Genomic DNA, 13066 nt, shown 5'->3' on the forward strand with positions numbered 1-13066 from the left:
GAGCTTGATCAATGGCGTAATTTAAGCAAAGGCGCCACTGATATTCTCGAGCAGATGGAAATTCGTGAACGAGAGCGCACTGGCATTGCCACCTTAAAAATTAGCTATAACAAGGTACATGGTTATTACATCGAAGTAAGTAAAGCCAATGCAAGCCATGTACCTGCAGATTACGTACGCAGGCAAACACTGAAAAATAACGAGCGCTATATTATTCCTGAACTGAAAGAGCATGAAGATAAAGTGCTTAACAGTCAGTCAAATGCACTCGCACTTGAAAAACGCCTCTACGAAGAACTGTTCGATATTATTTTGCCGCAAATTGATGTGTTGCAAAAAATGGCAGCGGCACTTAGCGAGTTAGACGTTATCAATAACCTTGCTGAGCGCGCAGAATCTCTCGATTATGTCAGACCAACGCTTAGTAATAATAATTGCATTGATATTAAAGGCGGCCGCCACCCTGTGGTTGAATTTGTTATGCAACAGCCGTTTATCGCCAACCCAACTTACCTCGATGATAAACGTAAAATGCTAATTATTACCGGGCCAAATATGGGTGGTAAATCAACTTATATGCGTCAAACAGCACTCATTGTATTAATGGCACATATCGGTTCATATATTCCGGCAGAATCTGCCAGTATTGGCATCACCGATCGTATTTTCACGCGCATCGGTGCGAGCGATGACCTTGCCTCAGGTCGTTCAACCTTTATGGTAGAAATGACCGAAACCGCCAATATTCTCAATAACGCCACCGAAAACTCGCTGGTATTAATGGATGAAATTGGCCGTGGTACCAGTACTTACGATGGTCTCTCACTGGCATGGGCAACGGCAGAATATTTGGCAAAGAACATTGCTGCGAAAACCCTGTTTGCCACTCACTACTTTGAGTTAACCGAGTTAGTCGAACAGCTCGACATTCTTGCCAACGTGCACCTAGATGCAATTGAATATCAAGATACTATAGCGTTTAAACACACAGTGCTTGATGGCGCGGCAAGTAAAAGTTTTGGTTTACAAGTGGCAAGCCTTGCGGGTGTACCAAAGGCAGTGATTAACCGTGCCAAACAAAAGTTGTCGTTACTAGAACAGCATCAAAGTGTCAGTGAAATGCCATTAACGCATGTTGCCAGCGCACCACTTTCGCAACAGGCGAGTTTATTTGACGCACCGAACCCTGTGTTAGAAGAACTTGCAGCAATTGACCCTAACGAATTAACCCCTCGTCAGGCGCTTGATTTAATCTACCAACTTAAGCAGCTTGCTAAAAATAGCTAGGGTGTTTTGGCCTGTTGCATAACAGGCCGACTTAGAAACGAATGTATAAGCTCAAGTTAATTAAGTAGCGCTTGTCCTTTTTCCGACAAGCTTACTTTTACCCCATGATAAAATTCAATTTCTTGGTGTAATAAACTGTCTTGCGTGGATATACATAAGTACTCACGCATTTCTTCAATTTGGCACCAAAAGCTTAAATCGCCCATAAATGGCACTTCTTCCAAATCTTGGTTTGCACCAAACAACTGTGCCAATGAGAGCGTTTGACCATTTAAACAATCTAAAATTTGCCACTGAGTACGATTTAACCCAATATCATCGGGCTGTTCTTGTAAAAAGCGTTGAATCGATGTTTTAAGGTTTGGCCAATGTTTAAAGTCGAGTGTTAAACAAGTCTCTAACGCAGCTATATTAGTAGTTAATGCGTGCCAAACCTCAGAGTTTAACTCAAAAAATGCGTCACTCGGGCTAAAGCGTGTTTTGTAATACTGGGCAACTTGCGCTGCTTCTAATTCACGCGGGGGTATGTGATCAGGCAGAAGCACTATAAATAAGTTACGTGTTGATTCAAATTGCGCGCGGTACCATGCAATAAACTGTAAGCCAATTAGACTGTCAAAGAGTTCAGGCGTAAGCCACAAGATTACTTCACTACTCTCTTCAATGCTATCGAGTAAGGCATTTCTTTGTGCAAACTTAGTTTGTACATCTTTTAATGGCAAACAAAAATAATCCGCTAAAAAAGCTGCGCGGTAATCACTCATTGCAGGTAGTGTGAGCTGCGACGATATCGGGCCATGATGAAGCACATCTTGCCAAGCAACAAACTGCCCTTGAATACCAATTCGTTTTAAAAATAAGTTTGCGCTATCGCCATTGGTAATATGAAACATAAAATAACCTCAACCAATAATATTCAGTGAAACTAATCCACTAAATAATATTCAATGCTTGAAACCACTCGCACCTGTTTAATGTGCGGCGAGTTCGAATCACGATCTGCAATACTAAACTGACCTTGACGTGCAGACTTGATTTTACCGAGTGTTGAATTTGAATCCGTTGCAAATTTCTCTGCAACTTCACGCGCCTTTTCTGTTGCTTGCTGAATCATTTCAGGCTTGATGTCATTCAGGCCGGTAAAAATATACTGCACTTTTGCGTCATAGCGGTCACTGGAAATAGCAATACCTTGTTTAGCGAGCTGCGTTACTTTAGTGAGTGCATGGCGCACTTTCTCAGGTTCATGGCTATACACTGTAATACTCGACATTACAAAATAGCGCATTTGGCCTTTTTCTAGTTGTGCATAAGGCTGAGCAAGTTTGTCGGCAACATTTGGCGGTGCAATTGACACTTCATCATCGCTAAAACCATGCAGTGTCAAAAATGCGCGCACAGCTTGGTTCTTTGCTTCTAACTCAGCAATTAGTTTGGTTAAATCATTACCCGCTAGCGAATAGTTTATTGGCCAAATTACGGTGTTTGCCATTACCTCTTTTTCAGCCAACCCTTTTACCGCAACGCTACGGTCAAGCGTTTTAAATTCAATAATGCCTTGCTTTAAAATCAGGCTGGCAATAATCAGCGCAAGCGCAAGGATTAAAGAAGTCGCTATTGTTGGTTTATTCATGTTCGCTCACTAGATGTTTGTCTTTGCCAAAGTATTCTGGCGTTTGTGTTGAGAGCACTTTTAAAGGCTGTTGGGATGTGACCGTTACACCATGCGGCGTATTCTCATCAATTTTTACAAAATCGCCTTTTTTAATTGTAAAGGACTTCTCGCCCAACTGCATTTCCCCTTCACCATCGACAATATACACCATTTCACTGTGTTCTTTATGCAGGTGCAGCGGTACTGATTTTTTTATAAAAATAAGAAACTGGCTGGCATCTTGGTTGCTCGCAAGCTGCACCACTTTAATATTTTCAAGATCACTCGGCACTACCATTTGTTCAATGTTTATTGGTGCGCTACTGATAGCAGCACTGAGCAATAGTAAAGTCATAATTCACAGTCGATATTGATTTTCAAAGAAGCATAACAAGACCCTGTTTTATATCAAGTATCTTGTCTGAATATTGCTTTATACTTATAGACGAATTTTATACTATACGAGTAACTCAACTCTGGTCAAAAGCTATGACGGTAAAAAGGATAAGCCAATTTTTCAACCCTAAGTCAGTTGCAGTGATTGGGGCATCAAACCGCACTAATCGAGCAGGTTATGTGGTAATGCGAAACTTACTGCAAGGGGGATTTAACGGTCCAATAATGCCTGTCACACCAAAATATAAAGCAGTACACGGTGTGCTTGCCTACCCAACCATTGATGCTTTACCACAAGTGCCAGACCTCGCAGTTATTTGTACTAACAAAGATCACTGCAATCAAATCGTTGAGCAACTCGGGCAAAAAGGCTGTAAAAATGCCATTATCATCGCCTCTAGTTTTGATAAAACATTAAAACAAACTTTAATCGAAACCGCCAAAAAAGCCGATGTGAATATTCTCGGCCCTAATAGCCTGGGCTTACTTATTCCACGTATCGGTCTGAATGCGAGCTTTTCACACATGGTCGCAAAGCCAGGAAAAATTGCATTTGTATCGCAATCTGCCGCCGTGTGTTCAACCATTTTAGATTGGGCACAAACCAAAGACATCGGCTTTTCATATTTTGTCTCTGTGGGCGATTGCGGCGATATTGATTTTGATGAGTTAGTCGACTTTTTAGGTCGCGATTCCAATACCCAAGCTATTTTGTTGTATATTGATAATATTGAACATACTCGCCAGTTTATTTCTGCTGCACGTGCCGCGGCATTTAGTAAGCCCGTGATTGCAATTAAAACCGGTAAAACAGCTGCAGGAGCTGATGCAGCAATGGCACACACTGGCGGTAATCAAGGCTCGGACGCAGTCTATGATGCAATGTTCCAGCGTGCCGGAATGCTTCGAGTAAACGATTTACGCGAGTTATTTGCCGCAACGCAAACCTTAGCGCTACACCCTAAATTATTAAAACAAGAAGCACTTACCATTTTAACTAATGGCGGCGGCCCAGGTGTGATGTCGGTTGATACACTGATTCAAAGTTCAGGCAAACTCGCTGAATTATCAAAAGAGACTATTACTAAGTTAAATCAGGTATTACCTCAACATACTTCATTTGCTAATCCGGTCGATATTTACGGCGATTCAGATCCAAGACGTTATCAAAAAGCAGTCGAAATTTTAGTGCAAGCACCAGAAGTTGATAACTTGCTCATTTTGCATAGCCCTTCAGCACTTGCGCCTAGTGAAGAATTTGCCAATGTCATTGCTGAAACGGTGAATAAAATTCCCAAAATGCAGCGTCCTTATGTGATGACTAACTTTATGGGCGAAACAGCCGCCTATGCTGCACGAAAAGCATGCCAAGCAGCAGGGATCCCAACCTATCGTACACCTGAAGGTGCCGTTGCCGCATATATGCACTTAATTCAATATCGCCGCAACCAAAAACATTTAACGCAAACACCTGAGTCATTACTTGATTCAAATAATATCCATAGCGAAAAAGCAGCATCACTGATTGAAAATAACCTGCAAGATAAAATCCATTACTTGCCCTCTCATGATGCAGCACCGCTTTTAGATTGCTACCAAATTAATTGCATAGCTACAGAGCATGCATACACCCCAAGTGAAGCTCGTGAGTTTGCTGAAAAGATTGGATTTCCCGTTGCACTTAAGTTAGTTAGCCCTAACATTCCATCAAAATCTGATGTTGGCGGTGTAGTGTTAAACCTTAACGATGGCGATGAAGTCGAACAAACAGCATTCAACATGCTTCTTCGCATTAATAAAACTTATCCAGATGCACAAATTGATGGTTTTGCACTACAACGTATGGCAACCCGTGCAGGCGGCCAGGAACTTCGCATTGCGGTTAAAACCGACCCAAATTTTGGGCCAGTGATTTTACTCGGCGAAGCAGGCACTGCACTTAATTTTGATTTAGCGGCCGTTGCCCTACCGCCGCTAAATATGAACTTGGCGAAGTATTTAATTGCCGCAGCAAGCGATAAAGGGTTTATCAAAGAAAAACATCTTCCGACCAAAATTGATAAGTACACTCTTTGCGCCATGCTCACTCGGGTATCTCAAATGGTTGTTGAAAACCCCGATATCAAATCGCTAGAGCTAAACCCTGTGCTTGCCTTACAAGGAAAATTTTTAGTGTTAGATGCGTGTATTGAACTTGAAAAATATCAAGCAACAAGCCGCGCTAAACGGTTAGCAATAAAACCTTATCCAAAAGAGCTCGAACAAGAAATCACCTTAAAAGATGGCTCACTTGCCCTGCTGCGCCCAATTCGTCCAGAAGATGAAGAAGCCCATCGCGAATTTGATAATAAACTCACGAAAGAAGACAGATATAAACGCTTCTTTGGCGAGATACCGCAGTTTAGTCATGAGCAACTGGCAAAAATGACCCAAATTGATTACGACCGAGAAATGGCCTTTATTGTCACACAAATACGTGACGATGTTTGGCAAACGCTTGGGGTTTCAAGGGTGTTAATGGATCCTGATAACCTTGTTGCCGAGTTTGCCGTTGTAGTTCGCTCAGATATAAAAGGCTTAGGTTTAGGGCGTATTTTAATGCAATCGGTTATCGACCATTGTAAACGCCAAAAAGTACAAAAAATTGAAGGTCTAACCTTGCCTGAAAATGCCGGCATGATTGGTCTTGCCAAAAATCTCGGCTTTAAAGTAACCCGTGATTTTGAAGAGGGCACGATAGTTATGACCATGCCATTAAATTAAGAGGCTCACGTGAATCTATTACGATACAAGCTTGCACAAGTACTTGAAAGTTCAGGTCAGGGCTTGCGCATTGGGCGGATTATTGACGTAATGTTAATTCTGTTGATTGTCGGCAATGTGGTTGCCATCGTGCTTGAATCCGTTGAGGAGATTGCCTTAGCCCATCGTCAACTTTTCCTTACTATCGAAGTTATCTCTGTTGGCATTTTTACCATTGAGTATTTTCTCAGACTTTGGGTTTGCGTTGATAAAGAGCACTACCGTGATTTAGCCATACCCAATTGGCGAAAACGCTTCCGCTATTTACGCTCACCGCTCGCAGTGATTGATTTACTAGCGATCCTCCCAACCTATTTAATGTTGTTTGTCAGTTTTGATTTACGTTTTTTACGCGTATTTAGGCTATTACGCGTATTTAAACTTACACGCTACTCACGCGCCATGCAGTTATTACTGCAAAGCATACGCGAAGAAAAAGGCCCATTACTTGCCGCCTTTTTCATTATGAGTGTGGCGTTAATTACCGCCTCTTGCGGAATTTATCTTATTGAGCACGATGAGCAACCAGATAAATTTGGTTCCATTCCAGAGGCTATGTGGTGGGCTATGGCCACCTTGACTACCGTAGGATATGGAGATGTGGTGCCTATAACACCGCTTGGTCGCTTTTTTGGCGGCATAATCACCGTGCTTAGTATGGGCATGGTTGCAATTCCAACGGGTTTGCTCGCATCGAGTTTTTCAGATCAGCTCAGACGCCGCCGTGTTAAGTTTGCTCAATATGTTGCGCAGTGCTCTCGCGATGGTGAGATTTGTGAAAAAGACCAAGCACAAATTGAAGAAATGCGTATCGAGCTCGGGTTAAGTAAAAAAGAAGCGCAAATCGCAATTCGCAGAAAAATGGAAGAAATTAAACACATTAACTACTGCACTAATTGTGGCCATAAAATCCCCTAACCAAAAGTTAGGGGCTGCTAATTTTGTTTAACAAAAGACTCAATGGTTTGTAATAGTAAATTCTAAAATGGACAAAAATTTAAATGCCGGTAAATTTTTGAATGCATATATTAGCTTTATTACAAACTACTAATATCCGTTATCACCACAACAAAGTTATCAACCTCAGCGCGCTCATTAGCAACAGCGGTCACTTTAATCAAGCATTTAAACTGTTCGCCTTCTGGGTTGGTGATGGTCTCTTCCGATTGATAATGCTCACCGGCATTTAGCTTAGCTAACTCACGTAAGTATTGGGTACGGCGTTTTGCGCTCAAACCAAGCGATAACTTGCGTGATGAGTCTTTATTTATATCAAATTGATGACTTTCTCTAAGCGCCTTGTTGATGGCTAAAATCTTAAAATCACTATCCATAACAAACACCCAATCACGAGTATGCTCAAACGCGGCACTAAATAGTCGCGCACTGCTTTCAAGGTCTCGCTCACGAGTAAAGTTGGTATACGTGCCCGTTACTCGCTGTGGTAAGTCACCATCCCACTCAATAACACGGCCAACATCTTTGTACCAACGCCAATGGCCTTGGTTGTGACGGACTCGATAAGTAAGATTAAAGTACGCTTTTTGAGTAGTGACAAACTCCAGCCACTCAATACGGTATTTGGCTCTATCATCCGGGTGTATTTTTGCCAAGTACTCATCAAGCGTTACATTGAATTTATCAAAGCCTAATTCATTACATAAACGAGGCTGATAAATATCGCCTACACCACTTTGCCATTCCCAAACACCGGACTGACTACTTTCCAGTGCTAATTTTAATCGCATTTCATTTTCACGACTTTGTCTGTGTGCAGCCAATAAACGCTGCTGATATCGGTGTCGACGAAGAAACCATACTGATATAAAACTGGCTATCAATACGAAATAAATTGCAAATGCTGCGGGCGATCGCCAAGGAGGGTAATGAACTTGAATAGTAAAACTTTTAAAGTCAGTATAATTACCATTTAAAGGATCGCGAGCTCGGACATTAAAGGTGTGTTTCCCTGGTGCAATACGTGCGAAAGCAACTTTATTATTATCAGTGCTTACCAAAGGTGAATCATCTAATTGGTATTCGTATTCAATACGATCTTGATACTTAAACAGCATGGCTGAAAAACCAATTTCAAGCCCTATATCATCGTAATCCAGCTCCAATAAATTTTGCTGGATAATTGATTCGGCTTCTAACTTACGCGACATCAAAGTAATAGAGGTAATATTTACACGCTCTGAAATTTGTTCGTTAATATCATTACGTTCAGGGTGAAAGCTGGTGATTCCTTTAATCGAACCAAAGATAATGCGCCCATCAGAATAAGTTAATTTCGCTCCAGAATTAAATTCATTTACTGCAATGCCATCATCTACACTGTATTGCCTAAAGTGCTGAGTATTTGGATTAAAGCGCCAGATGCCGCTGTGACTTGCCATCCAAATCATGCCTCGTTCGTCTTTAGTTAGGCTATAAAACAATGAACCTCGAGTATCAAGTTTGTCTTCAATACGATATTTTTCTTCAAATGTCATACTATCCAATCCAACAAGGCCATAACTATAGTATGAAAGCCACATAACACCATTATTATCTACCACATAAGATGTCATTTCTAAGTACTCAACATCGTCTTTTACTGGCGGCGTATAAAGGTGTTTTACGCTGTTATCAGGTAGAAGTTGATAAAGCGATTTACTGTGGAAAAAAAAGGGTAATTGTTCGTCTTTCATGGGCGGTAAAAAGTACCCTGAAAGCGTATCGTCAATTACCGGAATAGCAGGTTCAATTTTGATTAATTCTTGACTATGTGTATTAAATTTAAAGTAACCGTGTTTAAAGCTTTTAAAATACATTTCACCGTTTTGGCTGAAATGACCAACAATAAGTTGCTTTTGAAATATATCTTTGTACTTTTCAACGGTAACCTCCACTGCTGAAATGGTTAACGTGGCTAAATCGAATTTAAAAAAACCACGACTTGTCGACAACCACAAGATATTATTATTTTCGAAAATCTGATAAACATGAAACTCATGATTGATACGATCTGCTAAATAACCTTCCAAGTAGGTTTGGCTCTGATAAGTGTGCGGGTTAATTTTAGTAATACCATCGCTGGTTGCTAACCAAACATCTTTGTTGTGTTCAACCATGCTCCATACATTGTTGTGAGATAAGCCACCATACAAAGTATCGCGATTGTAGTTTTGAAATAGGTAGTTATTTTTTGCAATAAAATATGCACCATCTGATTTACTTGCCAACCACATCGAGCCATCATCAGAAATCAACATATCCACAATGCTATTATCACTCAGTTCGTAGTCAGAATTATCAAGCTCAGTGCTTTTGATTAACTGGTCATCGTCAGCAAAATAATTATAAACCCCTTGATTAGTAGCTAGTTTCAACCCCGATTTGAACGGCATTATTTTCCAAATGTTGAGGTCAGAAATTCTAACTTCGCTGGGTAATTTCTCTAATTCACCAGCCACTAACCGCTCAATATTATCAAGTTCAACAGTATGTAGTCCTTGAACAGTGCCTAACCATAATTGCGAACCCACAATATGAAATGATTTCGCATTATTTTGGTCATGATGCCGTGCTGGTTCGTTGAGATACTTAAGCTCAACCACTTTTTGCGTATTGGTGTCCATAACATAAACACCCTCTGAAGTACCAATCAGCAAGTAGTGTTTGTAATACTTTAATGCACGCACATAGGCATACTTAAAATCCCCAGGTATCTCAAACACATGCTTCACTTCACCGGTGTGACTGTTAAGTAATGCTAGATTTCTTGTTCTCCCTAACCAATAGAATCCAGGTTGATGTGTTTCTAACATCACTAAGGGTGAATGACTGCGATCCGTTTTAAATTCCAGTACTCTCTCTAATTGAAAAGTATCAGTATCGTAACGGTAAAGTCCTGAATAGGTTGTCGAAATCCAAATATCATTTTGTTTATCTTCATAGAGAAAATCGATCGATTTATCGCGCAACTTGCCTTCAGCACCTGTCATAGTTGAAAGTTGATATCCATCATAACGATTCACCCCGGCTTCCGTGCCAATCCACAAATAACCATTTTTATCTACCAACAATCCGGTGACATAAGATTGCGCTAACCCCTCGTTAGGCGAAAAACGGCGAACATTAGAAGTTTCTTTAGCAAAAAGTGAAAACGATAAAATACAGCACAAAACTAACAGTAGATAAAAGCGAAAGTGCATATTTACATCTCCTAATTGTTAACCATACAACGTATATCACGTCCTTGACGTACATATGCTTGAAAAATTGACTCAAGCTCTGGTGGTGGTTCGCTTAAATGAAAACCACAGCGGTTATACCAAGCAACCAAATGTGAGTATGCAAAGGTATAAACTGGCTGCTGATAATTAGATGAAATGTGGTTAATTAAGTGTGATGCCAATTGTTTACCGCGATGAAGCGGCACTGTGAATACCCCTGTAAGTAATAAGTGCTCTTCTTTCAAAGTCAGCTTTGCTGTGGCAGCAATTTGATTATCAATTTTAATCAACCAAACCTTATCATGACTTTTAGCACGGCCGCGCACATTGTGTTGTTGATAAAATTTATTTACCAATGGCGTCATAACTGGATCGAGTAATTCACACGCTATTTGATTCACGACATTGTCGCTAAATACCGCTCAAAGCGTTGTTTTAGCTCACCTTGCTCTGATTGTGGACGCTGCAAAATAGCTGAATATATTTGGTCTCGCGTACTTTTCCCACGCTTTACCTTGAAAGCCCAAAAAGACGCTTCATAATCTAATTGGATTAAATATTTTTCCTGGCGCGGTAGGTTACATAAATTAAAAGACATGTTCTTTTATACTGCAAGTTAAATAGTATGTTATGGTAGCAATGTACCATATAGGTTAAGCCGATCAACACTAAAATGAATTCTGTAATGCGTCAGGTAAAAACTAAAACAAATGCTTTAATAGGTTTAATACTAACTGGTGCTTTACTCGCAACTATGTTGTTAACTGCTAAACCGACTATGGCTGAGCAAGGGACCACGACCCTTGTATTTAACAAACCACTAGACACCGAAGTTTCTCGCATTTTAATTAAGCGATTAACCAGTGCTTATCGCGATATCGGTGTTGATATTAAAATCATTGATTTTGACCACAAAAGCTCTCTTAAGGCAGCAAACGCAGGCGAACTTGATGGACAGATTGGTCGAATTATTGGCATTTCAAACGATTATCCCAATTTAATTGCAAGTTACTTCCCATTAATGCATCTAAATTTAGTACTAATAACTAATAAAGGCGTATGCTCAGACTGCAAATTAAAAGACTTAAAAACAATCAGTCACAATACCAACTACCCATTCTCGCAAAAATACATAGATCAAGAAAACTTCCAAGGTGAGGTTATAATAAACAATAACCTATCTAGCCAAATTCATATGCTTCGTAATCATACTATTGATGGCATTCTAGTACTGGAATACCTATTAACACACCAAATTGAAGCACACGCTCTTGACTTTTTTGATAAGAAAATTGTATCCAAAAAGCCTATTCATCATTACTTGCATAAAAAACACAAAGTGATTTTAGACAGACTAGATGAGCAATTAAAGATTGATTCATCTGTTAAATCTGAACATAAGGAAATGAAATAAACCACTTAAAATGAGAACTGCTTTAGGTTGAACAAACTTCAAATACAGTGTGCTCACTGAATCAAAAGTCTAAATTGGTTTGCTCTGATGCACCGTTTCCACCGTCTTGTTGTTGCATCAGGTTTTGACGAATGCGCCTTTCACGCTGTGCACATAGTCGAATAACATGCTTCTTTTGTGCATTGGAAAGCTGGTTCCAATGAAAGCGTTCTTCGCGCGAACGAAAACAACCTAAGCAATAACCTCGGTTATTCACCTGACATACCCCTTTACATGGACTGGGTATTTCAAAGATTTCTATTTGCTCAATAATTTGTTTCTGTTCAGTCATTTACTTGATTAACCCTCCTACAAAAGCAAAAGAGAGTTAGGTCTTTTTTTACGCACTCATAAATACAGTTTAACTATTTTTTGCGCAAAAAAAACCAGAGTATTCACTCTGGTTTATTGAAAAGTTTCACTATTTGTACAAAAACTATTAATTACTTTTGATTTAACACCGGTTTTGCATAAATTTGCTTAATAAACTCATGTAATTCTGGGGCTACATCATCAAAACGACTTTGATAAACACGTTTCGCGTCATCGCTGATTTGCTCAGCTTCTTTATTTGCCGCTAAGTAGTTATTTGGGTGCAGGAAGTAATTAGCATGAATGTAGTTATCAATGGTCTGCGCTAATTGTTCTGGCGTATCACAGTTATCGCTAATTGGCTCACCAAACGACAAGTGAACATGCCCTTTATTGGTTGCAAAGCCTTCAATAATGCTGGCGATATCTTCGCCCTGTACTTTTTTGTATTCACCGAATGTCGCTTTATGATATTGCTCTTTTGCTTTGGCTTTTTCGCATGGTTCAAACTCATACGAAATAGCCACAGGCACTACGTTAATCGATTTAACATAGTCAGCAAATTCCATTTTTAATTTACGACCGTGTAATTGCAGCATTTTAATTAATGCCGGATCGGTTACATCGTTTCCGTCTTTGGCGCGACCTTCTTTTTGTGCAATCCATACCGAGTTTCCACTGTCGAGCGAATCATAAATATAATGAGAAAGGGTCGTCAGTGTTTTCAGCATTTCTTTTGGCGACTTTACCGAGCGCTTAACAATAAAACTTTTATTTAAACGCATTAGTTCAGTCATATAGGGTACTTGTAACAGGTTATCGCCAATTGCAATACGCACTGTTTTCATATCACTTTGGAACAAACCATAGTTAACAAAGGCTGGGTCTAGTGCGATATCGCGGTGGTTTGAGATAAATAAATACGCTTTATTTTTATCAAGC

General features: G+C 40.0%; 12 protein-coding genes. 4 read left to right on the top strand and 8 right to left on the bottom strand.

Translation table 11 applies throughout. The features are described from left to right. On the top strand, positions 1-1287 hold a 1287-nt coding region (gene mutS / locus ABYD77_RS14055), incomplete at its 5' end, for a DNA mismatch repair protein MutS (protein WP_372770758.1). Between the two features lie 56 nt (positions 1288-1343). Here the strand turns inward: mutS and ABYD77_RS14060 are convergent. From ABYD77_RS14060 to ABYD77_RS14070, 3 genes are read right to left on the bottom strand one after another with little or no spacing between them, the layout of a single operon-like run. Next, the gene (locus ABYD77_RS14060) at positions 1344-2180 is read right to left on the bottom strand and encodes a DUF1835 domain-containing protein (RefSeq protein ID WP_372770759.1); all 837 of its coding nucleotides are present in this window, start codon (positions 2178-2180) and stop codon (positions 1344-1346) included. A 32-nt stretch (positions 2181-2212) separates the two neighbouring features. Continuing rightward, positions 2213-2920, bottom strand: a complete 708-nt coding sequence (locus ABYD77_RS14065; RefSeq protein ID WP_372770760.1) for an SIMPL domain-containing protein — start codon at positions 2918-2920, stop codon at positions 2213-2215. Continuing rightward, positions 2913-3296, bottom strand: a complete 384-nt coding sequence (locus ABYD77_RS14070; protein ID WP_372770761.1) for a cupin domain-containing protein — start codon at positions 3294-3296, stop codon at positions 2913-2915. Before ABYD77_RS14070 ends, ABYD77_RS14065 begins: the two co-directional genes overlap by 8 nt. Before the next feature lie 134 nt (positions 3297-3430). On the opposite strand from ABYD77_RS14070, the gene ABYD77_RS14075 reads away from it, so the two are divergent. After that, positions 3431-6100, top strand: a complete 2670-nt coding sequence (locus ABYD77_RS14075; protein ID WP_372770762.1) for a GNAT family N-acetyltransferase — start codon at positions 3431-3433, stop codon at positions 6098-6100. Positions 6101-6109: 9 nt separating this feature from the next. Continuing rightward, a complete protein-coding gene (locus ABYD77_RS14080) occupies positions 6110-7057 on the top strand; it encodes an ion transporter (protein WP_372770763.1) in 948 nt (315 codons plus the stop codon). Between the two features lie 119 nt (positions 7058-7176). Here the strand turns inward: ABYD77_RS14080 and ABYD77_RS14085 are convergent, their stop codons facing one another. Genes ABYD77_RS14085 through ABYD77_RS14095 form a run of 3 tightly spaced genes read right to left on the bottom strand, consistent with a single transcriptional unit; the run spans position 7177 to position 10957 of the window. Next, positions 7177-10338, bottom strand: a complete 3162-nt coding sequence (locus tag ABYD77_RS14085) for a two-component regulator propeller domain-containing protein (RefSeq protein ID WP_372770764.1) — start codon at positions 10336-10338, stop codon at positions 7177-7179. An 11-nt stretch (positions 10339-10349) separates the two neighbouring features. Further along, positions 10350-10760 carry a GNAT family N-acetyltransferase gene (locus ABYD77_RS14090; RefSeq protein ID WP_372770765.1) on the bottom strand — a complete coding sequence of 137 codons (411 nt, stop codon included), beginning with the start codon at positions 10758-10760 and terminating at the stop codon, positions 10350-10352. Then, complete coding sequence (locus ABYD77_RS14095) at positions 10757-10957, bottom strand: DUF3283 family protein (protein ID WP_274763429.1); 201 nt, start codon at positions 10955-10957, stop codon at positions 10757-10759. The genes ABYD77_RS14090 and ABYD77_RS14095 overlap by 4 nt, the downstream gene beginning before the upstream one ends. Positions 10958-11044: 87 nt before the next feature. On the opposite strand from ABYD77_RS14095, the gene ABYD77_RS14100 reads away from it, so the two are divergent. Then, positions 11045-11773, top strand: coding sequence for a hypothetical protein (locus tag ABYD77_RS14100; RefSeq protein WP_372770766.1), 729 nt, complete (start codon positions 11045-11047; stop codon positions 11771-11773). A 61-nt stretch (positions 11774-11834) separates the two neighbouring features. Here the strand turns inward: ABYD77_RS14100 and ABYD77_RS14105 are convergent, their stop codons facing one another. Together ABYD77_RS14105 and ABYD77_RS14110 are read right to left on the bottom strand one after the other, a co-directional pair. Continuing rightward, positions 11835-12083: a DUF1289 domain-containing protein gene (locus tag ABYD77_RS14105; protein WP_372770768.1), complete on the bottom strand. Its 249-nt coding sequence runs from the start codon at positions 12081-12083 to the stop codon at positions 11835-11837. Positions 12084-12255: 172 nt separating this feature from the next. Next, positions 12256-13066: 1-acyl-sn-glycerol-3-phosphate acyltransferase (locus ABYD77_RS14110; protein WP_372770767.1), on the bottom strand; the 811-nt coding region annotated here is incomplete at its 5' end.

Source organism: Pseudoalteromonas sp. (assembly GCF_041629635.1).
Lineage (GTDB): Bacteria > Pseudomonadota > Gammaproteobacteria > Enterobacterales > Alteromonadaceae > Pseudoalteromonas.

Excerpts from the sequence above, each read along its gene's own strand:
- ABYD77_RS14060 (WP_372770759.1), bottom strand. The coding sequence starts at position 2,180 with ATGTTTCATATTACCAATGGCGATAGCGCAAACTTATTTTTAAAACGA.
- ABYD77_RS14065 (WP_372770760.1), bottom strand. The coding sequence starts at position 2,920 with ATGAATAAACCAACAATAGCGACTTCTTTAATCCTTGCGCTTGCGCTG.
- ABYD77_RS14070 (WP_372770761.1), bottom strand. The coding sequence starts at position 3,296 with ATGACTTTACTATTGCTCAGTGCTGCTATCAGTAGCGCACCAATAAAC.
- ABYD77_RS14075 (WP_372770762.1), top strand. The coding sequence starts at position 3,431 with ATGACGGTAAAAAGGATAAGCCAATTTTTCAACCCTAAGTCAGTTGCA.
- ABYD77_RS14085 (WP_372770764.1), bottom strand. The coding sequence starts at position 10,338 with ATGCACTTTCGCTTTTATCTACTGTTAGTTTTGTGCTGTATTTTATCG.
- ABYD77_RS14095 (WP_274763429.1), bottom strand. The coding sequence starts at position 10,957 with ATGTCTTTTAATTTATGTAACCTACCGCGCCAGGAAAAATATTTAATC.
- ABYD77_RS14100 (WP_372770766.1), top strand. The coding sequence starts at position 11,045 with ATGCGTCAGGTAAAAACTAAAACAAATGCTTTAATAGGTTTAATACTA.